13 protein-coding genes, 2 tRNA genes, 3 rRNA genes and 2 pseudogenes are annotated in these 24,841 nt (G+C 43.2%); 2 read left to right on the forward strand and 18 right to left on the reverse strand.

Translation table 11 applies throughout. From position 1 onward, the window contains the following. Positions 1 to 34: 34 nt before the first annotated feature. The 4 genes and pseudogenes from NXX38_RS21705 to potA all read right to left on the reverse strand — a co-directional run bounded on the left by NXX38_RS21705 (position 35) and on the right by potA (position 4,391). On the reverse strand, positions 35 to 1,366 hold the full coding sequence (locus NXX38_RS21705) for an ABC transporter substrate-binding protein (RefSeq protein WP_148367592.1): 1,332 nt from the start codon (positions 1,364 to 1,366) through the stop codon (positions 35 to 37). A gap of 32 nt (positions 1,367 to 1,398) precedes the next feature. Then, positions 1,399 to 2,194, reverse strand: a pseudogene (locus tag NXX38_RS21710) (ABC transporter permease). Further along, complete coding sequence (locus NXX38_RS21715; RefSeq protein ID WP_004308090.1) at positions 2,188 to 2,988, reverse strand: ABC transporter permease; 801 nt, start codon at positions 2,986 to 2,988, stop codon at positions 2,188 to 2,190. Before NXX38_RS21715 ends, NXX38_RS21710 begins: the two are co-directional and overlap by 7 nt. An 11-nt stretch (positions 2,989 to 2,999) precedes the next feature. Next, positions 3,000 to 4,391: a polyamine ABC transporter ATP-binding protein gene (potA, locus tag NXX38_RS21720; RefSeq protein WP_099147245.1), complete on the reverse strand. Its 1,392-nt coding sequence runs from the start codon at positions 4,389 to 4,391 to the stop codon at positions 3,000 to 3,002. Positions 4,392 to 4,529: 138 nt separating this feature from the next. Between potA and NXX38_RS21725 the strand changes: the two genes are divergently transcribed. Beyond that, a complete protein-coding gene (locus NXX38_RS21725; protein ID WP_258981107.1) occupies positions 4,530 to 5,633 on the forward strand; it encodes a TlpA disulfide reductase family protein in 1,104 nt (367 codons plus the stop codon). Positions 5,634 to 5,896: 263 nt separating this feature from the next. Here the strand turns inward: NXX38_RS21725 and NXX38_RS21730 are convergent, their stop codons facing one another. The 14 genes and pseudogenes from NXX38_RS21730 to NXX38_RS21795 form a co-directional block, all read right to left on the reverse strand. Then, positions 5,897 to 8,461 (reverse strand): glycosyltransferase family 1 protein, encoded by a 2,565-nt coding sequence (locus tag NXX38_RS21730; protein ID WP_217722460.1) that lies wholly within the window; start codon positions 8,459 to 8,461, stop codon positions 5,897 to 5,899. A gap of 37 nt (positions 8,462 to 8,498) precedes the next feature. Further along, positions 8,499 to 10,161, reverse strand: a pseudogene (locus tag NXX38_RS21735) (glycogen/starch synthase). Between the two features lie 202 nt (positions 10,162 to 10,363). Then, positions 10,364 to 10,828, reverse strand: a complete 465-nt coding sequence (locus NXX38_RS21740; protein ID WP_004316776.1) for a V-type ATP synthase subunit K — start codon at positions 10,826 to 10,828, stop codon at positions 10,364 to 10,366. Positions 10,829 to 10,902: 74 nt separating this feature from the next. Next, a complete protein-coding gene (locus NXX38_RS21745; protein WP_195650494.1) occupies positions 10,903 to 12,720 on the reverse strand; it encodes a V-type ATP synthase subunit I in 1,818 nt (605 codons plus the stop codon). Continuing rightward, complete coding sequence (locus NXX38_RS21750; protein ID WP_004297640.1) at positions 12,717 to 13,322, reverse strand: V-type ATP synthase subunit D; 606 nt, start codon at positions 13,320 to 13,322, stop codon at positions 12,717 to 12,719. The genes NXX38_RS21745 and NXX38_RS21750 overlap by 4 nt, the downstream gene beginning before the upstream one ends. A 106-nt stretch (positions 13,323 to 13,428) precedes the next feature. Continuing rightward, complete coding sequence (locus NXX38_RS21755; protein ID WP_004297639.1) at positions 13,429 to 14,757, reverse strand: V-type ATP synthase subunit B; 1,329 nt, start codon at positions 14,755 to 14,757, stop codon at positions 13,429 to 13,431. 31 nt (positions 14,758 to 14,788) lie between these two features. Then, the gene (locus NXX38_RS21760) at positions 14,789 to 16,549 is read right to left on the reverse strand and encodes a V-type ATP synthase subunit A (protein ID WP_074559273.1); all 1,761 of its coding nucleotides are present in this window, start codon (positions 16,547 to 16,549) and stop codon (positions 14,789 to 14,791) included. Positions 16,550 to 16,565: 16 nt separating this feature from the next. After that, positions 16,566 to 17,408, reverse strand: coding sequence for a DUF2764 domain-containing protein (locus NXX38_RS21765; RefSeq protein WP_148367583.1), 843 nt, complete (start codon positions 17,406 to 17,408; stop codon positions 16,566 to 16,568). An 11-nt stretch (positions 17,409 to 17,419) separates the two neighbouring features. Beyond that, positions 17,420 to 18,010, reverse strand: a complete 591-nt coding sequence (locus NXX38_RS21770; protein ID WP_008999644.1) for a V-type ATP synthase subunit E family protein — start codon at positions 18,008 to 18,010, stop codon at positions 17,420 to 17,422. A 435-nt stretch (positions 18,011 to 18,445) separates the two neighbouring features. Beyond that, a 5S ribosomal RNA gene (gene rrf / locus NXX38_RS21775) occupies positions 18,446 to 18,556 on the reverse strand. Between the two features lie 77 nt (positions 18,557 to 18,633). Next, positions 18,634 to 21,514 (reverse strand): 23S ribosomal RNA (locus NXX38_RS21780). Between the two features lie 159 nt (positions 21,515 to 21,673). Next, positions 21,674 to 21,747: transfer RNA gene (locus NXX38_RS21785), tRNA-Ala, on the reverse strand. 58 nt (positions 21,748 to 21,805) lie between these two features. Further along, a tRNA-Ile gene (locus NXX38_RS21790) sits at positions 21,806 to 21,882 on the reverse strand. Between the two features lie 208 nt (positions 21,883 to 22,090). Then, positions 22,091 to 23,615, reverse strand: a 16S ribosomal RNA gene (locus NXX38_RS21795). The 16S, 23S and 5S rRNA genes sit together here with 2 tRNA genes alongside, the layout of an rRNA operon. 311 nt (positions 23,616 to 23,926) lie before the next feature. On the opposite strand from NXX38_RS21795, the gene NXX38_RS21800 reads away from it, so the two are divergent. Then, positions 23,927 to 24,172 (forward strand): hypothetical protein, encoded by a 246-nt coding sequence (locus NXX38_RS21800; protein ID WP_258981111.1) that lies wholly within the window; start codon positions 23,927 to 23,929, stop codon positions 24,170 to 24,172. The last annotated feature ends 669 nt before the right edge of the window (positions 24,173 to 24,841 follow it).

Here is a 24,841-nt window from a genome sequence, read left to right on the forward strand (position 1 = left end):
CGTCATTTATTTATGTTTGTAATCCGGAGAAAAACTAATTCCTCCTGACCTTTTTCCTTCTGCTTCTGCGTCTCTGTTGTTTCTGACGGCTATAACGCTGCCATCTTTTATAAATCATCCAACCACTCATCAACGCAACGACAACAAAAATAAGAATAGTGATACCCACTCCCAAATTATCTCCTTTAATACGCGACCAAATATCAAGAACTTCTTTTGTCTTATCGCCAAAATCGCGAATCATGGCACATCGTTCCACCACTTTGCGATCCGGATATTGTATTTTGTCAATTTGTATGCTATCTGCACCCGGTCCGAAAAAGTAACTTAAATCGGAATAATATTGAAGCGTAGTGTCTACCTTTTCTTCCAGTATTTCAGGAGTGGCTATGGAACTTACATATCCGCAAAAATCCATATTCCTCAAGGCAATATCCGAACGGCACATAAAGTTGATAAAATAACTGGCTGCTTCCGGATTCTTGGCATACTTCGGGATCACCCAACCGTCATACCAGATATTACTTCCTTCCTCCGGAACTTCATAATCCAGATCCACTCCTACCGCATCAGCCTCTTCAATCGCCCAAATCGCATCACCGCTCCAAGTCATATTCAGCCAGGCTTTATTTTTCGTCATCATCTCCTTGCCGAAATCCGCTTCCCAACCGGCAATATTCGGTTTCAAAGCTTTCAAATATTTTTCAGCCAACTCCATCGCACGTGGAGAGTAGTCATTCATCAACTCTTCCACTGTCACTGTTCCCTCCTTCAGTTCCTTTGCATGTGCATAGATCACAGCTGTTCCGTAAGCATCACGATAACTATCCTTCATCAGGATCTTTCCGGCATACTTTTTATTCCAAAGGCAATCCCAGGATAAAGCTACCGAATCGGGCACATAAGCCCGGTTATACAAAATACCAGCCGTTCCCCACATATAACATACAGCATAGCGGCTTGCCTTCTCACCCGGCTGACTCAATTTATTAATCTGCTTACGAATAAATGGAGCCACATTATTCATGTAATTGGGAGAATGGGCAAAATTCGTATCGATGGGTAGCAACAAATGCTTCTTCAGCATACGCTCGATGATGTATTCCGAAGGACAAACCACATCAAAATCTTCATGCCCCTTTTCAATCTTCGTCAACATGATTTCGTTGATATCGAATGTCTGGTAAACGATACGGATATTCTCACCGGTCTGTTCTTTATAATATGCCTGGAAATCCTCGAGTACACCTTCACCGATGTAATCCGCCCAGTTGTAGATTTTAAGAACCCGCTCACGAGGTTCACCGGAATTATAACACCCGGTCAAAGCCAATAAGAGCAGGATAGCAGGAATTATTCTTTTCATATTATTTACGTAGTAGCACATTTGATAGTCTATTAATCTTTTTTCTTCGTTTTTCCTGCCCGGTAATTGATTACAACCAATAACGCCAGTACCACGACAAAAATGATAGCCGAAAGCGGACGAAGTTCCGGGGTCAAACCTCCCTTGCGGGCATCGGCGTAGATATAGGTAGAGAGCGTTTCCAAACCTTGATTACCGATAGTAAAGACAGTTACGGCAAAATCATCAATGGATAGTGTCAGTGCAAGCATAAAACCGCTAATCATTCCCGGACGAATCTCCGGAATAATGACTTTCCACAAGGCCTGCATAGGAGTAGCTCCCAAGTCAAGGGCAGCTTCCATAAATATTCGGATTCATCTGCTTCAAACGAGGCAACACACTCAAAACAACGTATGGGGTACAAAAAGTAATATGAGCAAGCACTACGGTTGTGTAGCCTTGTGTGATTCCCAATGATACAAACAAGAGAAAGAGTGATATACCAGTGATAATATCACCATTCAAAATAGGAATACTATTCACAAATCCGACCGCTTTGCGGGAACGGGCTTTCAGATTGAATATACCGATAGCAGCGATGCTTCCTAACAATGTAGATGCCGTTGCAGCCAATAGAGCGATAGTGATTGTATTAATCAATGCATTCATCAAAGAATGATGAGCACCGGTAGTGAATAACGAAGAATAAAGTTTGGTAGAAAATCCCGTCCAGTTACCCAACACTTTCGCCTCTGTAAATGAGTAGATCACAATAATCACGATCGGAGAATAAAGCAAGAGCAGCAATATCCACAAATAAGTCTGTGCAAATATCTTCTTTACCATAGCCCGCCTCCTTCATTTGAGTTTTCCTTATCATCGGTGCTGAACAGGGAAGTAGCAGCTATCAATAGCAACATAATGAGCGAAAGTGCCGCTCCATAGTTCCACATACTGTTATTGATATTTTCCTGAATCGTCGTACCAAAGAGTTTGATGTTATTCATCGTCAGCAACTCGGCAATGGCAAATGTTGATATGGTCGGCATGAACACCATCATGATACCACTCATCACCCCCGGCATGGAAAGCGGAAGGACTGCTTTCAGAAAGACTTGCACAGGATTGGCTCCCAAGTCTTGCGCAGCCTCGATATAACTATGATCCATCTTCTGCAAAGTGTTGTAGATAGGATAAATCATAAAGGGAATAAAGTTGTACACCATACCGAATATCAAGGCTCCCTCGCCCAACGGCACACTGAAAAAGTCGAATAAGGCAACAGTGGCAAGGGTACGCACCAGAATATTCACCCACATCGGCAGAATAAACAGTACAACCATCGTCTTAGAACGATTCAACTTGCTGTTGCTCAAGATCCAGGCAGCAGGATAACCCAACAAAATACAAACAAGGGTGGTAATAATGGCAATACCAATCGAATAGACAAAGGTATTGATTGCTTCGGGATGTTCGAAGAACTTCTGGAAATTGGCGAGTGTCAAATGACCGCTATCATCAGTAAAGGCATATACGACAATTAAGAACAACGGTATGATCACAAAGATCGCCGAAAAAATAATGTAAGGGAGAGTCCAACTCTTACGTGATGACAAAAAGACTATAAACCTCTTATTCACTTCCTTTCCTGTTAATCGGTTATTTTAACTATACGAATAGCATCTGGAGGGATGGTAATACCTACACGGTCACCGTCATCCCATACATCGTTCGTATCTACAAATACATTCTCGTCCCAGTCTGACAATACAGTCAGATGATAATGGTCGCCCTTATAAAGGATGAATTTCACCTCACCCGTCAGCGTTCCGTCTTCTTCATTATCCTGAAGAATCACTTTTTCAAAGTCTACTTCCACTTTGACATTCGTATCGAAAGCGATTCCTTCCACCGGAACACATTCAAAGTTACAACCCAGGAATTCCACATGAGTAGCATCCAGCAATTTTCCTTCGAACGTATTGCAAACACGCTCTTTCTTCATGATATGGATATCGAAAGGCTTTACTAACAGACCGACTTCCGCCCCTACTTCAAAATGGTGGTAATCCTGCACCAGAAATTCATATCCACCGCACATCACCGTCATTTCATAATGCACCCCTTTAAAAATAGAAGTCTCCACCACTCCTACCAACTGTGCCATTTCCGAAACAGGGAAAATATAAAGATCCTCCGGACGGATGACTACGTCTACGGGAACATTCTCGCCAAATCCTTCATCCACACATTCAAACTCCGTACCGCAGAAACGTACGAGTTTATCATGGATCATGGTACCGTTGAGGATATTACTTTCTCCGATAAAGTCTGCTACAAAAGCATTGATAGGTTCATTATAAATATCAATCGGCGTACCGATCTGCTGAATTTTTCCCTCACTCATCACGACAATCGTATCACTTAGCGTAAGTGCCTCTTCCTGGTCGTGAGTGACATAAACAAACGTAATTCCCAAAGATTTATGCATTTCTTTGAGCTCCATTTGCATATCCTTACGCATTTTCAGGTCGAGTGCTGCCAGCGGTTCATCCAACAGCAATACTTCCGGCTCATTCACAATGGCGCGGGCAATGGCTACACGTTGTTGCTGACCACCGGAAAGAGAATCCACATCACGGTATTCATAATCCGTCATACCTACCATTTTCAAAGCAGCTTTCACTTTCTTCTCAATGGTCTGTTTCGGTGTTTTCTTCAGTTTCAGGCCGAAAGCGATGTTATCATACACATTCAAATGCGGGAATAGGGCATATTTCTGGAATACCGTATTCACCGGACGCTTATGGGGAGGGGTTTGTGTTATTTCCATCCCCGAAATTCGGATTTCGCCTTCCGAAGCTGTCTGAAAACCAGCAATGAGACGCAACAACGTGGTTTTACCGCAACCGGAAGGACCAAGTATAGTCACAAACTCGCCCTTTTTCACGTTCAGAGTCACATCATCCAATGCTGTTTTATCGCCAAAGTACTTCGATACATGGCTCACCTCAATGATGGATTTATCTTCTTGCATATTCATACTAAAGTTTGGGCTGCAAAGGTACACATTTCTGCGGTTTCTACCTACGTGTTAATCTAATATAACAGTGTTTTTCGATGCCCGACAGAAAAAAAATCTATCTTTGCATAAATATTTATTCACCAATTTTACAAAAGCATGAAAAAGTTTACTTATTTAATTATCGCAACGGCAGCGTTAAGCATGATAGCTTGTACTGGCGGAAACAAAGCCGGATATACTATCACAGGCACAGTAGAAGGTGCAAGCGATGGTGACACCGTCTATCTTCAAGAAGCCAATGGTAGAAATCTGACCAAACTAGATACAGCTGTTATCACCAAAGGCACTTTTACCTTTGAAGGCACACAAGATTCTGTGGTTAGCCGTTATGTCACTTGTGAAGTGAACGGAGAGCCATTGATGATCGACTTCTTCCTGGAAAACGGAAAAATCAATGTTGCCCTGACCAAGGACAATGATGCTGTTACCGGTACTCCCAACAACGATGCATACCAGGAAATCAGAGCTCAAATCAATGACATCAGCAAAAAAATGAATGCCATTTATGAAGCAATGGGCGACACATCTTTAAGTGATGAGCAGAAAGAGGCCAAACAAAAAGAAGGTGCCCAGCTGGAAGAACAATATGACAAAGCAATCAAAGAAGGCGTACAGAAGAATATCACCAACCCGGTTGGAGTATTCTTGTTTAAACAAACTTTCTACAATAACTCTACGGACGAAAACGAAGCTTTGTTGCAACAAATTCCTGCAAATTTCCAGAATGACGAAACAATCGTAAGAATCAAAGAGATGACTGACAAACAGAAAAAGACTGCTGTAGGCACTCAATTTGTTGATTTCGAAATGCAGACTCCGGAAGGAAAGACTGTGAAGTTGTCTGATTATGTAGGTAAGGGAAAAGTGGTATTGGTTGACTTCTGGGCTAGCTGGTGCGGTCCTTGCCGTCGCGAAATGCCTAACCTGGTAGAAACATACGCTAAGTACAAAGGCAAAAACTTCGAAATCGTAGGTGTATCTCTCGATCAGGATGGTGCTGCATGGAAAGAAGCAATCAAGAAGCTAGACATGACTTGGCCGCAAATGTCCGACCTGAAATTCTGGCAAAGTGAAGGTGCACAGCTTTACGCTGTAAACAGCATTCCTCACACTGTATTGATCGATGGTAGCGGCAAGATTATTGCCCGCGGTCTGCACGGAGAAGAACTTCAAGCTAAAATTGCAGAAGCTGTAAAGTAAGCCCCAAAGGTTAAAGAGAAGGTTCTGCACTTGACAGAGTAGTTATAGTTGTGACAATAAGGTGGCACAGTTCTTAAAATCGTATCCTATTTCCTAACGTAGTTGATTGTGATATAAGTCCAACTGCTTCTAGTACAACTTCCTTAATTTTATCCTGCACATCATGAAATAGCCCCTGCAATTCGATCGATTGCAGGGGCTATCTTTATTATACTACAGAGAGGTAAGGAAGTAGCACTTCCCTACCTCCACCATTTAAGCTATTAGATAAACCAACGTACGTAGCAGAAGTCCTGACGGTGTGGAAGTTCCGGATTTTTCGGGAACATACGGTAAGACACCTTGAAACTACCTGCATTTGACAAGCTGTGTTTAACTTGGAATGTATACAAGTCACCTTCTTTCTTGATTACACTGAACGGTTCTACAGAGTAAACATGTTGTTTTCCGTCTGCCGTTGTATAGGTAGTAACCAATTCAAGACCCACTGCATCATTCAAACCTTTCTCATCGATAACGTAAGTAATAGTATATTCTTTTCCGCTCTCAATATCACCATTCTTCAGTTCTTCCACAGTATCGCAGGACACGATTTCAATAGAATCCCATTTAGCAACAACCTCTTCTTTCCAAGCTGCGATTTCTTTTGCTTTCGCATTATCGTTAGCAGCCAAAGTCTGGAAACGTTTTGCCAGTTTGCAATAGAACTTGCTATAGTAATCATCCAGCTGACGCTTCATGGTATAATGAGGAGCAATCTGTGCGATAGAATTCTTCACCACTTTGATCCAGCCTTCAGAATATCCTTTCTTATTACGTGCATAATACAAAGGCATGATTTCAGTTTCGAGAATACTGTAAATAGTAGCAGCATCCAGCTGATCCTGATGTTCCTGATTCTGGTAAGTACGTTTTTCGGTCAACGCCCAACCTGCACCTTCACGATAACCTTCCAGCCACCATCCATCTAATACAGAGAAGTTGACAACACCGTTCATCAAAGCTTTTTCACCAGACGTACCAGATGCTTCCAACGGACGAGTCGGAGTATTCAACCAGATATCAACGCCGGAAACCAGACGACGAGCCAGTTGCATATCGTAATTCTCGAGGAAGATAATCTTACCCAGAAATTCCGGACGGCGAGAGATTTCAATGATACGCTTAATCAAGCCCTGACCTGCTCCATCGTGCGGGTGAGCTTTCCCTGTAAACAGGAATTGTACCGGATAATCAGGATTGTTCACGATCTTAGAAAGACGATCCAAGTCGGTGAACAACAAGTGTGCACGTTTGTAAGTAGCAAAACGACGACCGAAACCAATCAGCAATGCATTCGGATTGATCTTATCCATCAGTGAAACGATACGAGAAGGATCTCCCTGGTTCTTCAACCATGTATCGCGGAATGACTTACGGATATAGTCAACCAACTTATTCTTCATAGTCATACGAGTCTTCCAAATCTCTTCATCGGGCACATTGTAGATAGCTTCCCAAATCTTAGGATTAGACTGATCGAACCAGAAGTTTTCGTTGAAATATTTAAAGTATAATTCTTTCCATTCTGTTGCACTCCAAGTTGGGAAGTGAACACCATTCGTTACATATCCTACGTGGCTTTCTTCCGGAAAATAACCTTTCCAGATAGAAGAGAACATTTCTTGAGAAACTTTTCCGTGCAACCAGCTTACACCGTTCACTTCCTGTGAAGTGTTGCAAGCAAAAACAGACATACAGAAACGTTCGCCCTTGTCGCCCGGATTGTTACGTCCAAGGTCCATCAAGTCATCCCATGAGATACCCATTTTGGAAGGATAACCACCCATATATTTGCCAAACAAACCTTCGTCAAAATAATCGTGACCTGCGGGCACCGGAGTATGAACAGTATAAAGAGAAGAAGCGCGAACCAACTCAATAGCCTGATCGAAAGTCAATCCAGTAGCTACATAGTCGCAGATACGCTGAACATTAATCAATGCAGCATGTCCTTCATTACAGTGATAAACATCTTTCTTGATACCCAGAGCTTTCAGAGTCAGGATACCACCGATACCCAACAAGATTTCCTGTTTCAAACGGTTTTCCCAGTCGCCACCATAAAGCTGGTGAGTGATAGGACGGTCGAATTCGCTGTTCATTTCATTGTCTGTGTCAAGCAGATACAAAGAAATACGTCCAACATTCACACGCCACACGTTTGCATGAACATAATAATCAAGATAAGGAACATCTACCACCAACGGCTGACCGTGGGCATCCATTACGCGTTCAATAGGAAGTTGACCGAAGTTTTGTGCCTCGTAGTTGGCAATCTGCTGTCCATCCATAGACAACGTTTGAGTAAAGTAGCCGTAACGATACAAGAAACCTACCGCACACAAATCAACATTGCTGTCGGAAGCCTCTTTCAGATAGTCACCAGCCAATACGCCCAGACCACCGGAATATATTTTCAGGACGCTACTCAAGCCATATTCCATGCTGAAATAAGCTATAGATGGGCGTTGCTCATCCGGCTTCACATCCATGTAATCTCTGAATTTCGTATAAACTTCATTCATTCTTCTTAGAATCACCTTGTCTTTTGCCAGCGCTTCCAGCTTCTCATAGCTCATACGTTCCAACAACAGTACTGGATTCTGTCCACATTCTTTCCAAAGTTCCGGATCTAGATCTCTAAACAGTTCAGTCGCTTCAAAATTCCATGCCCACCAAATGTTGCGTGCGATTTCAGACAACTTCTCCAACTCTTCCGGTATACGTGATTTCACAGTAACCTCTTTCCAGTTGGGAGTATTCACATTACTAACTTTGATTTTCATAATGTTTTCGTTTACTTATTGATAAATAATTTCTTTCTTAACTCAACTGACGTATCCTTGCCTTACGCAAAGCGATATCATAAGCTTCCATAATAATATTGTATAAAGTGCTTCCATAAAGCCTGCTCTGCAACTTCAGCAGCACGCTTACGGATTTCCTTCACTTCTTTCTCTGTCTTATCCGCAAATAACGTAATCGTATCTTTGATACCATCCGCCACTTCCGAATCATTATAGTCCGAACGATGCAACACTTCCACTCCATCATTAATGCCATGCTGGTTCTTCAGGCTGTTTACCCAAAGTCCGAACCCAGCCAGATCCGTAGTGATTGTCGGCACATGGAATGCTACACTTTCCAGCGGAGTATATCCCCACGGTTCATAATAAGAAGCATAGACACTCAAATCCTGTCCCAGCAATATATCATAATATTCTTTATTCATGATACCATCACGTCCATCCAGATAACAAGGAACAAAAATCACCTTCACCTTATCTTCAGGACGATTGCCCATTCCCAGATATTTCAACATATCCAGCACCTGGTCATGAGTCATATTATGCAGCCAATGGGTGATAAACGGCACTTCAAGCGGAGTATCAAACTTTTCTTTGCTCTTCAAACGTGCCTGCAAATCCTCGCGAGGCTCTCCCACCCAACCGGGTACATTAATGAATGCCAAAACATTCTTATGCAAATTCTTATCCCTGTTCAAACGGTTTAATGATTCCAGAAAAACATCAATACCTTTATTCTTGAACTCGTATCGTCCACTGGTTCCGACAATTAACGTATCATCACCCAGATTTGTTCCCAATAACTTATTGGCTACATTCAGCATCAAGGCACGTGCACGTTTACGCTTGCCGGCAAATGTGCTTCCTTTCGGCACAAAATCATCTTCAAAACCGTTCATCAGAATAACATCTGCCGGTTTATCCAGTAATTCCTTGCATTCATTATTGGTTATTTCACTCACCGTAGTAAAACAGTCTACATAGTGTGCAGTCTGTTTCTCAATCGAGTGTTTCGATTGCATGTTCAGTTCCTGCGCCATCTGGTCGCCATTGTAAGCAAACAGATAATCATATAACGGCTTATGATTACCGGCAATGGAACGGCCGATAGAAGTAGCATGGGTCGTAAAAATAGTAGCAACCTCCGGCACAGCTTCCTGTACATAAAGTGCTCCCATTCCAGTCATCCATTCATGTGCCTGATATACCACCTTATCCGTTTCCGTCAGGTTGTAGCGATAGAAACTCTCCACCACTCTTCCTGCGGCATAGGAAAACATAGAAGCCTCGTCATAATCGCCATAGGCGTGCAACGAATCTACTTGATAACGATTCCACATTTCTGTGTATATATCGTCTCTCTTTTCAAAAAAAGGTTGGAAATCAACAAGAATGACTATGGGTTCACCGGGGATATTCCATCGTCCCACACGGACACAAAGTTCGTCTTTCTCAAGCGCATGCTTTTTCCAAGCAGCACATAGGTTATCCGACTCGATGAATAGAGGGTTCTCCTTTCCTTGCCACACATCAGGACCTATGAAAAAAATTCTGTCGCGGAATTTTTCCTGTAATGTATTTGCCCGTGTCGACAAGACGGTATATATACCTCCCACTTTATTACATACTTCCCAGCTGGACTCGAAGATATAATCGGGGGTTAATAAATCTTTTACCATATAATATATTAAAACTCTTTTTAGTATGCGAGTGCAAAAGTACACATTATTCTTTGAAAAATAATACTTTATACAAAAAATATGAGTTAAGAAGAAGAAAGAAACGTTGCCTTACAATGAAAAAAGAATATCCCCTTGCACATGCGAAGCTGCATGTACAAGGGGATTGAAAGTCTTTTATAGGAAATATTCTTGCTAAAAATTATGCAACGAGTGCGCTACCGATCAAGAAGGTTGCAGCCAAAGCAACGATTGCATAAAGTTCAGGGAATACGGCAAGAATCAACGTATTGCTAAATACATTGTGTCCCTGTCCGATCGCTGCGATACCATTTGCACAAACTTGTCCCTGACGGATAGCAGAGAATAAAGCAACCAATCCCAAAGCAATACCTGCACCAAGCACTGCTGATGCTTGGATAGCTGTAATTTCAGGAGTCAAAATACCGAAGATCGTTTGAAACATGAAATAACCGGCAAAACCATAAAGACCTTGTGTACCCGGAAGAGCTGTCAATACCAGGAAGTTACCGAATGCGCTATCATTCTTCTTCAATGCTCCGATAGCAGCATTACCTGCAATAGTTACTCCGTAAGCACTACCAATGCCCGACAAACCAACCATAATCGCGATGCCAATGTAGGCGATAAACAAATTCATTTCCATAATCTTATTCTATTTTTTATTGTTTAATTCTTAAAATATTAATTCTCAATTTCTAATTCTTAATCTTCAAATTTTCAATTTCTGAACGGTTTGTACTCTTTACCGCCTCCTTCGTATCCGGAGTTCTTGAAGAACTCAACGAACGTCAGACGCATCGGGTGAACCATTGCACCCAGCACATTCATAAAGATATTGATGGCATGACCGATAACGAAAATCAGTACCATAACAATCGGACCTGCTATTACATTATCCGGACTCATACCTACTGCCAGACTGTTGAATACTCCTGCCAAAATACCTCCGGAAAGTCCGAGGGCAAACAGACGAACGTAAGACAATACATCGCCAAGCAAACCGGTAACCATATTATATGAATCCCACAATCCCAGTCCGATATTCAGGAAAACATTCTTTCCCGGACTGTTATAAAGGAAAATCATAGCAGCCGAAACACCCAGAATAACCAAATGCACAGTGCTTCCCATCGGCATTACCTCCGGCAACAAAGCCGAAACTGCCATGGAAACCAGCAGGATGATCCATCCGATCGTTGCCACTGCATATTTGAAACCAAACTGAATGGTCTGATTCACCGCCTTCAATACCATACCGAATAGAATTTGGATAGCTCCCAATATCAACGATAATTGGAACATATCATTGTTATCCATCAGGACAGCATGTTTCAGACGTTGAACAATCGGCCAGTTCAAATCGTAGATGTTCGCTCCGAAGAACGTACCTGTCAGCAAACCGCAGAAGAATGTTGAAACCGCCAATACCTGTATCAATGAAATGATTGATTTCATCGACGGGGTCACTTTCTTCGCCATCAACCGATAGGCAGTAGCTCCCAGGAACAGGAACAAACCATATCCGGAATCTCCCAGACAAAGTCCGAAAAAGATCATGAAGAACGGGGCAAAGAACGGTGTCAAGTCCAATTCATTATACTTCGGAAGCATATACAACTTACAGATCGGTTCGAACCAGGCAAAGAATCCCTTATTATTCAATCGAATAGGAACATTATCACCCGGCATCGGATCGGTAATCTCATAATATACATGTGCGTCATTCAGATAAGCCTCTATCTCCACTTGACTGAATGCAGGTGCCCATCCTTCAATCAACATCAGTTTGTCGCCGGCCGTCTGCTCGGTACTTAACACGACTTTAGAGAATTCAATCTGACTTTGCAACTCTTTCAGGGCAGCCTTCAAGGAAGGAATTTCCGTTTCGGAAAGTGCAACCAGCTTCTTTTCATTCTCTTCAACGGCCTGTTCGGTCGTATTGTAAAGCGTTTCAAGATGTGCCAAAGAGTATGCAGGTAATTTCGCCTGTTCTACATCCAAATCCACTTCCTGCCCGCCTTTCGTCAGAGTCACGAAGAATACTTTAGAAGAGATGCGGTTCACAATCATTGCATTGTATTCCGTTTCCCACTCTTCCTTGTAATTTCCTTCCGAACAGCTATAAAAACCGATTACATAACCGGCATCTTTCAGCTTCTGAACATTGTCCGGTTCAAAGTTGCCCCAGGCTTCCAGCGCTTCTTTCTCTTTGGCATAGCTTTGCAATTGCTGCGACAGCTTTCCATGCTCTGTTTGCAGGGCATCCACTTCGTCCAGCACTTGCATACCACGGGCAGCCGTTCCACCTTCCGTAGCAATTACAGCATTCTTTTCATGCTTCTGATTCTGAAGCAACTTCAAGGTAGCCGCCAAGCGATTGGAAAGACGAATATTCTCCTGCAACTCCGTGTTATCAGCAGCCCCCTGTTGTTTCTCCACAATATGGACTACCCCAAGTTCACGCAGACTGTTCAGGAATTCTTCATACTCTTTGTGATAAACCAGGAATGTGAGTTTCTTCATTTTTGTAATCATGCCTCTACCTCCTTCCTTTTTTCTTGATGGGACTTCATGATCTTTTGCGAAGATTTCGACAGGTTTTCTTCATCTTCCATGAATCGTTTGATCTTTCGCAATGCATCCTGATAGCCCGGTATCTGTACCTTCTCAAAAAGGTTCACCTTTTGAGTGGTCTTTTTCCTTGCATGTTCTAACAAGTTCAGCTTGGCGAGCATAAATTCACGTTCAATTGCCGTATGAGCCAGCTCTTCCAATAGATGGATACCGTCGGCATACCACTTGGGAGCATTAAACATACTGTACGGACGTATCTCGAATTCCACATTTTCGAGCAACGGTACGCGCACACCCGCAATCTTTTTCACGCCAAGATGAACATCATTCACCTTTATTAATGAAGCGTCAAACTCATTCCAAAGGGCGAACATGGCTTCATAGGCTTGAATTTGTTGTTCGAGCCTATCCTCCAGATCGGCAGCTTCCGTTTTACAGCGTTTCACTTCCATGCGGAGGGCGCTTTCCTTATTCTTAATAATAGGAAGCGTACGCACCCGCACTTTCAGTTGCTTTTCGAGCTGCTGAAGAGAGGTTTTGTTATATTGAAACTTTATAGCCACGATGTTCTATTTACTATTTAACTATTTACGATTTACGACTGAAATTACTTTTATGACCATTTACAATTAACAAACTTCAATCGTAAATGGTAAATCGTCTAATCGTCTAATTATTTTGTTTTGGCCAGTATTGATCCACCAAGTCTTTCTTGATATTCACTTCTTCCGGACGGAAATATTTACCGAACAAGCCCCAGGCAACGTCCAGCATTTCAGTAGTATCAAGATTGACATCAATAGCCAATAACTGATTGGAATAGTCCTTCGCAAAAGCCAACGTACGTTCGTCGTAGTTGGTCAGGTCGAAACCATTTTCCATCTTCGTCTTAGCGTTAGCGGCATCGGCATACAGACGTACAGCGGCATTCATCACTTGCGGATGGTCCTTACGTGTCTTCTTACCGGTTACCAACTGTTTCAAACGAGACAATGAACGGAACGGGTCAACAATTACCTTACCGATATCACTATCACGACGCAGGAACAACTGACCTTCAGTGATGTAACCCGTATTATCAGGCACAGCGTGCGTAATATCTCCACCAGACAAAGTAGTCACCGCAATAATAGTGATTGAACCGCCGGAAGGGAACTGCACCGCCTTTTCGTAAATCTTTGCCAAATCCGAATAAAGCGATCCCGGCATAGAGTCTTTCGAAGGAATCTGATCCATACGGTTAGATACGATTGCCAGCGCATCCGCATAGCTCGTCATATCCGTCAATAGTACCAGCACTTTCTCATTATTATTTACTGCAAAATACTCTGCAGCAGTCAATGCCATGTCCGGAATCAACAAACGTTCTACCGGAGGATTTTCGGTTGTATTCATGAAACTCACGATACGGTCGAGCGCACCTGCGTTAGAGAACACATTCTTAAAATACAGGTAGTCATCATTCGTCATACCCATACCTCCGAGGATAATCTTATCCGTTTCAGCACGTAAAGCTACGTTTGCCATTACCTGATTAAAAGGCTGGTCGGGGTCGGCAAAGAACGGAATCTTCTGACCCGATACCAGTGTATTGTTCAAGTCGATACCGGCAATACCCGTTGCAATCAGTTCCGACGGCTGTTTACGTCGAACCGGGTTCACAGACGGACCGCCAATTTCCACTTCCTGTCCTTCAATGTCCGGACCTCCATCAATCGGATCACCGAAAGCGTTGAAGAAACGTCCGGCCAGCTGCTCACTCACTTTCAATGTAGGCGATTTGCCGAGGAATACTACTTCGGCATTAGTCGGAATACCCTCCGTACCTTCAAATACCTGCAAAGTGACATCGTCACCGGCAATCTTAACCACCTGTGCCAGTTTACCGTCCACGGTGGCAAGCTCGTCATACCCTACTCCTGTCGCTTTCAGCGAACAAGTAGCCTTGGTAATCTGAGTAATCTTGGTATATATCTTTTGAAAAGCTTTTGTTGCCATCTTACTTATTTACGATTTAACAATTTACTATTTACGATTGAAGTTTCCTCTCTTCAATCAATTCCTTCAGTTGCTGCTGGAATCCTTCATACTGTTCCGATTTGAACTTCGAGTAGTTCATCTGCTTACAGATATTAATCATCTTCTTGAAGTAATCCATTACTTCGTTGAAATTATCAAAATCAAATTCCGTATGACAGATGTCGATTACCATATTCAGAATGTCTTCCTGACGTTCCATCGGAGTTACCGCATCAATTTCATCAAAAGCATCCTGTTGCAGAATAACAAAGTCAATTAATTCTGATTTCCAGAAGATCACATGATATTCTACCGGTACACCATCATCACCGAGGATATTGATCTGTTCGGCAATTTCCTTACCGCGCTGCAAACGGGTTTTCAGTTCATTTACCTTTCCAATCCACTCACTGTTGATATGATTTTTGATATATTCCTCAAATTCCGGGTATTCGATATATTTTGAATAAGAATCAATCGGATTCACTGCCGGATAACGTTTCTTATCGGCACGATCCTGCTCCAAAGCATAGAAACAACGGGCTACTTTCTTCGTATTTTCAGTCACCGGCTCCTTCAAGTTACCACCCGCAGGGGATACCGTACCGATAAACGTAATAGACCCCGTTTCGTCATTACTAAGTTTTACATATCCCGCACGACCGTAAAAGTTGGAGATAATAGCCGAAATATCCATCGGGAAAGCATCCGGCCCAGGCAATTCTTCCATACGGTTGGACATCTCACGCAAAGCCTGTGCCCAACGGGAAGTAGAATCCGCCATCAACAAGACTTTTAATCCCATGGAACGGTAATATTCCGCCAGTGTCATTGCTGTATATACAGATGCTTCACGGGCAGCTACCGGCATGTTGGAAGTATTCGCAATGATGATAGTACGTTCCATCAACTTACGTCCCGTATGCGGGTCTACCAGTTCGGGGAACTCGGTAAAGATTTCCACCACCTCATTGGCACGTTCACCACAAGCCGCAATGATAACGATATCCGCTTCCGCCTGTTTAGAGATAGCGTGCTGAAGCACCGTTTTACCAGTACCGAACGGACCGGGGATAAATCCCGTACCACCTTCCACAATCGGATTCAGCGTATCAATCACACGTACACCAGTTTCCAACAATTTGAAAGGACGCGGTTTCTCCTTATAATTCGTCATCGCACGTTTCACAGGCCATCTCTGAATCATAGTCACAGGAATATCATTTCCTTCTTCGTCTGTCAGGATAGCAATTGTATCTTCTATCTTATAATCACCTTCCGGCATGATTGTTTTTACGGTAGCCGTTCCTTTCATAGTGAACGGAGCCATAATTTTAAGTGGCTGGAAGTTTTCATCCACCTGTCCCAACCATGCAGAAGCCTGCACTTTGTCACCTACATTCGCCAAGGGTATGAAGTGCCATACACGTTCTTTATCCAACGGATATGTATATTGTCCTCTTTTCAGGAAGACACCATCCATCTTGTCGAGGTCATTTTGCAGACCATCATAGTTTTTCGATAACATACCCGGGCCTAATGTCACCTCAAGCATGTGTCCTGTAAATTCGGCTTCAGCACCCACTTTCAGTCCACGTGTGCTTTCAAACACCTGAACATATACGTGTGAACCTACAACCTTAATCACCTCCGCCATCAACTTATCGCCACCGGTCGAGATATAACAAATCTCATTCTGAGCTACCGGTCCGTCAACGACGAGGGTCACCATGTTGGCAATAACGCCACTAACAGTTCCTTTTGTTGCCATATATTTTTTTATTTTATTATCTGAATTCTGCAGGAATCTGCACTTCATTCTTCAGCGATTCGATAATGCTTCTGAACAACTGATTACCTCTTTCCTTATCCAGTGAAATCCACCGTTCAATCATTTCCAGCTTCAGCAGGAAAGCGAAAATACGTTCGATAGTGAAATAGTCGAAGAAAATAGCATCCTCCATCCAATTCCACCGCAGGGCATCCAACTTCTTCTCACGCTCCACCAATTCTGTAATCTCACTGATTTTCACTAACGATTCAAACACATCCACTTCACCGGACAGTCCGAAATCGCGGGCACTCGATGTACGCAAAGCTTCGCATACTTCCGTATTTCCCACAACGTTGGAAGCAATATCCCATTTGAATTTACGGCTAGTAAATGCGACAAGAATATTATTGATGTTCAGGTTGAATTCAAACCAGGCAGCAACAAACTTATTCCCACAGTTCATCGCATACTCATAATATAGAGCAGCCAGATGATCCTCGTGCAAAACCGTACTTTCAGCCGGAGTATTCAAATAATCAGTTATAAAAGTGGATAGATAGACTGGGAATTCTTTTGGACTGATTTCTCCGCCTTCTCTCAGAATAGAAATATATTCAGAGAGTTCTTCAGCAGAGTAGTTTCCCCGTTTGTCGATTTCCGCTTCTTTATCTTTGAGAAGTTTCAGCACATTTGCATTATCAAACTTCAGATAAAACAAGTCAATCAACTTCTGGTCTGAAACAGACAATCCATTGTAGATTTCAGTTTTAAAATCGGCTACTGTATAGCTCAGTTTGCTGTCTTCCAGCGAAAGTTCCGGCAAACCTGCTACCAAGTAATAGTACTTACTACTCATAGTCGCTTCTTTTAAAATAGCATTTCTACTAATTGAGGACGCAAGAACGCTTTGAAGTAATTCATGAATTCTTCTTCTCCGAAGTTCACCTTATACGAACCGTCCGCCGGAGAAACTGTGAACAGAGTTTTGATACCATTTACTTGCTGGATAGTCACTCCCTTGTCTAATAAGGCTTTTGCATGAGCTGCAAAATACTTTTTCAGTGATTCCGCATCGGCTGTTGAGATAACGATAGGTTCGTCTACACTCCATTTGGATGCCAATGCTACGATAAACGCATTCAGATAATCTTTATCCTGGGCGAAATCTTTCACGGAAGCGGTTATCAACTTGTCAGTTACCATTGTAGCCACCTCAGATTTGAGTGCATTCACAGCCTGACCGGCAAATAGTTTTAACTCTGATTTAGTATTCTCTGCTAACTCATCAGCAGATTTACGAGAGGAGTTTACAATTGATTCTGCCTCCTTGCGGGCATCCTCAATGATTTTCTTAGCTTCTTCCTGAGCATTCGCGATAAGTCTCTGCGCTTCTTCGTTTCCTTTTTCCACGCCTTCACGATAAATCTTATCGGTCAACTCTTGAATTTTGTTTTCCATATTAACAGGAGAATTTAGTATTATTACTATATTAACTTAACTGTGTGTCCTTTATCAGATTCTCGCCAAATTTACAAAAATCAATTTGATAAAAAAGAGAAAGAAGAAAAGAAAAAGAACCATTTGCGAAAAAATTACAGTCCTACACCTATTTTGTTCCGATTTAGCCCTTTTCTTATTACTAAATGACACATTTACCGGATTTTTCAAGCCGGAAAACAAATATAAGAAATCCAAAAGACATTTGGAAACATGTAGATACTTAAAACGGCAAATGGGATATTAATACAAGATTAAATAACAAAAGCTATCGGTATTTCACCAAATTCTTAAAAAACAGGAAACCAAGCTGACGGAAGTTGAATATTGATAAAAACAGAAGTAATAAAACACAGAAAGCCCCTTGACTCAAAATGAATCAAGGGGCTTCTTCAAAAACGGCGGCTACCTACTCTCCCACTGTTACGCAGTACCATCGGCGTGACGAGGCTTAACTTCTCTGTTCGGAATGGGAAGAGGTGGAACCCTCGTGCTATAACCACCTGAATAAGGTTATGACATGATGAAAAGTAAAACTTCAGTGTATAGCAAGCTAAACGTATATACCCAACCGGTACATGTTCGAAAGAAAGTGAACGGGCAATTAGTAATGCTCGGCTTTGATGTTACCACCTTTACACCTGCATCCTATCAACGTCATCGTCTTTGACGACCCTAAGAAATCTAATCTTGTGGCTGGCTTCGTACTTAGATGCTTTCAGCACTTATCCAATCCCGACTTAGATACCCAGCAATGCACCTGGCGGCACAACTGGTAAACCAGCGGTCAGTCCAACACGGTCCTCTCGTACTAGTGTCAGAGCCACGCAAATTTCATACGCCCACGATAGATAGAGACCGAACTGTCTCACGACGTTCTGAACCCAGCTCGCGTGCCACTTTAATGGGCGAACAGCCCAACCCTTGGGACCTTCTCCAGCCCCAGGATGTGACGAGCCGACATCGAGGTGCCAAACCCCTCCGTCGATATGAGCTCTTGGGAGGGATCAGCCTGTTATCCCCGGAGTACCTTTTATCCTTTGAGCGATGTCCCTTCCATACGGAAACACCGGATCACTATGCTCTAGTTTCCTACCTGATCGACTTGTCTGTCTCCCAGTCAAGCGCCCTTATGCCATTACACTCTACGGACGGTTACCAATCGTCCTGAGGGCACCTTTAGAAGCCTCCGTTACACTTTTTGGAGGCGACCACCCCAGTCAAACTACCCACCAAACAGTGTCCTCGCAGCAGCGAGTTAGAACTCAAATAATCAAAGGGCCGTATTTCAACAGCGACTCCACAAATACTGGCGTACCTGCTTCAAAGTCTCCGGCCTATCCTACACATCAATTACCCAAATTCAATGTTAAGCTATAGTAAAGGTTCACGGGGTCTTTTCGTCCCATCGCGGGTAATCGGCATCTTCACCGATACTACAATTTCACTGAGCTCACGGTTGAGACAGTGTCCAGATCATTACACCATTCGTGCAGGTCGGAACTTACCCGACAAGGAATTTCGCTACCTTAGGACCGTTATAGTTACGGCCGCCGTTTACTGGGGCTTCAATTCAATGCTTCTCTTGCGATGACATCTCCTCTTAACCTTCCAGCACCGGGCAGGTGTCAGGCTGTATACGTAATCTTTCAATTTAGCACAGCCCTGTGTTTTTGTTAAACAGTTGCCTGGACCTATTCTCTGCGCCCAACTCTCGTTGGGACCCTTTATCCCGAAGTTACAGGGTCAATTTGCCTAGTTCCTTAACCGTGAATCACTCAAGCGCCTTAGTATATTCAACCCGACTACGTGTGTCCGTTTGCGGTACGGGTACCTTAAAGATTAAGTTTAGCGGATTTTCTTGGGAGTATGTTTACACGCACTATTACCTTGTTCCGAAGAACGCGGTATACTATCAGGTTCGACTCTTATCCTGGATTTGCCTGGGATAATCAACATCTACACCCTTCAACGGACTATTCCGTCAGTCCGCGACGCTATCACTCCTCCGTCTCCACGTCACTCTTTAAGGTAGTACAGGAATATTAACCTGTTCTGCCATCGGCCTCACCGTTCGGCTGAGCCTTAGGACCCGACTAACCCTGATCCGATTAGCGTTGATCAGGAAACCTTAGTCTTTCGGCGAGGGGGTTTCTCACCCCCTTTATCGTTACTTATACCTACATTTGCTTTTCCACACGCTCCAGCAAAGCTCACGCTTCACCTTCGACGCTGAGTGGAATGCTCCCCTACCGATCATTACTGATCCCATAGCTTCGGTAAATTGCTTGATGCCCGATTATTATCCACGCCAAACTCCTCGACTAGTGAGCTGTTACGCACTCTTTAAATGAATGGCTGCTTCCAAGCCAACATCCTAGCTGTCTTAGCAATCTGACTTCGTTAGTTCAACTTAGCAATTATTTCGGGACCTTAGCTGATGGTCTGGATTCTTCTCCTTTAGGACATGGACCTTAGCACCCATGCCCTCACTCCTGGGATCGAACTACTGCGCATTCGGAGTTTATCAAGACTTGATAGGCGGTGAAGCCCTCGCATCTTATCAGTCGCTCTACCTCACAGTAGTAATTCCCAAGGCTGCACCTAAATGCATTTCGGGGAGTACGAGCTATCTCCAAGTTTGATTAGCCTTTCACCCCCACCCTCAGTTCATCCGGAAGCTTTTCAACGCTTATCGGTTCGGTCCTCCAGTTAGTGTTACCTAACCTTCAACCTGACCAAGGGTAGATCACTTGGTTTCGCGTCTACTCCTTCCGACTAATCGCCCTGTTCAGACTCGCTTTCGCTTCGGCTTCATGTCTTGAGACACTTAACCTTGCCGGAAAAAGTAACTCGTAGGTTCATTATGCAAAAGGCACGCCGTCACTGCTTACGCAGCTCCGACCGCTTGTAGGCGCACGGTTTCAGGGACTATTTCACTCTTCTATTCGAAGTGCTTTTCACCTTTCCTTCACAGTACTGGTTCGCTATCGGTCTCTCGGGAGTATTTAGCCTTACCGGATGGTCCCGGCAGATTCACGCAAGATTTCTCGTGTCCCGCGCTACTCAGGATACCACTACGCTTCGTTTCACTTCGTATACCGGACTATCACCGTCTATGGTCCCATTTTCCAAAGGGTTCTACTCATGAAATGTCTTGCGATGTCGTGGTCCTACAACCCCAATATTGCCGTAACAACATTGGTTTGGGCTAATCCCCGTTCGCTCGCCACTACTAGGGGAATCATTATTATTTTCTTTTCCTACAGGTACTAAGATGTTTCAGTTCCCTGCGTTAGCTTCCATCTAGGATGGATGACATTCCTTCAGAATGCCGGGTTGTCCCATTCGGAAATCTTCGGATCAAAGGTTATTTGCACCTGCCCGAAGCTTATCGCAGCTTATCACGTCCTTCATCGCCTCCGAGAGCCAAGGCATCCGCCATGCGCCCTTGCTTACTTTCTTTCAAACGTTTTATTCGTGTACTGGTATTGGTATGGGAATTGCTTCCTTCTATCAATATTGCGTACTCGAACACGTACGGTTTGATATATACTTTTAGCTCTTACTAAAATTTTACTTTTTGTACATCATGTCAAAGATCGTTTCTCTTTTCAGAGATCGTGGAGAATAACGGATTCGAACCGTTGACCCTCTGCGTGCAAGGCAGATGCTCTAGCCAGCTGAGCTAATCCCCCAAGAGGTTATCAAGAATTGCTGCATTCCGCTGACGCGTCATTCCTTCGTTCTTGAGCTTGGTAGTCCCAGGCAGAGTTGAACTGCCGACCTCTACATTATCAGTGTAGCGCTCTAACCAACTGAGCTATAGGACTAGTTCAACCTTGTCTACCTGTATGTTAGACTCGGCTTCTTTTTTCTCTTGTTTATCTCTATCTATACTTCTATAGATGGTTGATCTATATATTATAAATAAACAAGTACCAGTAGTACAAAAAACAGAACCTTTAAAGTCACTTTTTTTTACGATGTTGTATTTTACATTATTCATGCAGAATTACATCGTTTACGGCATCACTCCAGAAAGGAGGTGTTCCAGCCGCACCTTCCGGTACGGCTACCTTGTTACGACTTAGCCCCAATTACCAGTTTTACCCTAGGACGCTCCTTGCGGTTACGTACTTCAGGTACCCCCGGCTTTCATGGCTTGACGGGCGGTGTGTACAAGGCCCGGGAACGTATTCACCGCGCCATGGCTGATGCGCGATTACTAGCGAATCCAGCTTCACGAAGTCGGGTTGCAGACTTCGATCCGAACTGAGAGAGGTTTTTGGGATTAGCATCCTGTCACCAGGTAGCTGCCTTCTGTACCCCCCATTGTAACACGTGTGTAGCCCCGGACGTAAGGGCCGTGCTGATTTGACGTCATCCCCACCTTCCTCACATCTTACGACGGCAGTCTCTCCAGAGTCCTCAGCATGACCTGTTAGTAACTGAAGATAAGGGTTGCGCTCGTTATGGCACTTAAGCCGACACCTCACGGCACGAGCTGACGACAACCATGCAGCACCTTCACATTTGCCTTGCGGCTATATAGTTTCCTACATATTCAAATGCAATTTAAGCCCGGGTAAGGTTCCTCGCGTATCATCGAATTAAACCACATGTTCCTCCGCTTGTGCGGGCCCCCGTCAATTCCTTTGAGTTTCACCGTTGCCGGCGTACTCCCCAGGTGGAATACTTAATGCTTTCGCTTGGCCGCTTACTGTATATCGCAAACAGCGAGTATTCATCGTTTACTGTGTGGACTACCAGGGTATCTAATCCTGTTTGATACCCACACTTTCGAGCATCAGTGTCAGTGACAGTCTAGTGAGCTGCCTTCGCAATCGGAGTTCTTCGTGATATCTAAGCATTTCACCGCTACACCACGAATTCCGCCCACCTCTACTGTACTCAAGACTGCCAGTTTCAACTGCAATTTTACGGTTGAGCCGCAAACTTTCACAACTGACTTAACAATCCACCTACGCTCCCTTTAAACCCAATAAATCCGGATAACGCTCGGATCCTCCGTATTACCGCGGCTGCTGGCACGGAGTTAGCCGATCCTTATTCATATGGTACATACAAAATTCCACACGTGGAAAACTTTATTCCCATATAAAAGAAGTTTACGACCCATAGAGCCTTCATCCTTCACGCTACTTGGCTGGTTCAGGCTCGCGCCCATTGACCAATATTCCTCACTGCTGCCTCCCGTAGGAGTTTGGACCGTGTCTCAGTTCCAATGTGGGGGACCTTCCTCTCAGAACCCCTATCCATCGTAGTCTTGGTGGGCCGTTACCCCGCCAACAAACTAATGGAACGCATCCCCATCGATAACCGAAATTCTTTAATATCAATCTCATGCGGGATTGATATGCTATCGGATATTAATCTTTCTTTCGAAAGGCTATCCCCGAGTTATCGGCAGGTTGGATACGTGTTACTCACCCGTGCGCCGGTCGCCATCTCTTCTATTGCTAGAAAAATGCTGCCCCTCGACTTGCATGTGTTAAGCCTGTAGCTAGCGTTCATCCTGAGCCAGGATCAAACTCTTCATTGTAAAAGTATTTTTATCATCAGTTAAGATGATTTTTTTGCTCTGTTCAGGACGCCGTAATTTTATTGACCTTATTCAAATACCTGTTAGTCTTAATTGTATCGCTACTTCATAAGACAAGTATTGACGGTTCTATTTTTACTTGTACTACTTGTATTGTTTATCAATATTTCAAAGAACTTGTTGCTTTCGTTTTAAAAGCGGGTGCAAAGGTAAGGGCTTTATTTTTAACTACCAAACTTTTTCGGAAGTTTTTTTCAGTTTTTCTTTTTACTTTATTTTCTCTGGCTCTCTATGCGAAAGGGAAAGAATGTATGAAAGAAGAACTCGCCGGTTTTCTTTGCGAATCGGACTGCAAAGATAAGAACTTTATTCAGTATAATCCAAACTTTTTCGGAAGTTTTTTGTTCTTTTCTTTAAGGGGGGATTCCGCTTTTTCACTAAGTCAATTTTTCAAGGCTTTCTTCTCTTGGAAAGCGGGTGCAAAAGTAGCCCCTTTTGGTATACAATCCAAATATATCAAACTATTTTTTCTAATTATTTTTGAATACATTTGCTAAAGTGCTGAAGCAGAACGATGTTGTAGAACATATTTTTTAAGTACGGGTGGGGTGTGTACGGAAACAACGAGAGAGCTACACATTATCATATCACACGCGGGCGCGTAAGTGCACCGGGGATCAATTTGCGTTAGGGGGCAATTAAAGAATCAGGTCATAAATATAAGAGGAAAGAAAGATAGATATAAGAGATAGTGGTTTTATAGCGAGTTCCGTTTCTAAGTTTGATTCATTAATATGATACTTGTATGAGAATGATGCGTAGAATCTTCGATCTTACTGAAAAGGATTTTTCTTTTTCATTTCTCATGTTCTCATGTTCTCATAATATACATAATAATCAACTGTAAATCAAATAGATAATACTATGAGAAATTAAATACAAAACGGCATTTCTCATAGTATGACACGCATTTTGTACATAAAACAACCTGTTTCTCATAACTTATCAAGGCATTTCTCATAGTATTTTGACTATTTATCCTATAAATTCTCAAGCTGGATTCCAGGCTAAAGACCAAGTTGAATACCAGACTACACACCGCTTTACAATATATTATCAGCGCTTATTAAAAGTATATAGAGCAGACATTAGCATATTTTCCTACCGGCATCTGTATCGTTGCACTACAGTGAACAGGTCTGTGCACTAAAGTGGAAAGAACCGTC

Origin of the sequence: Bacteroides sp. BFG-637 (assembly GCF_024793605.1) — a bacterium.
Taxonomy (GTDB): Bacteria; Bacteroidota; Bacteroidia; order Bacteroidales; family Bacteroidaceae; genus Bacteroides; species Bacteroides vicugnae.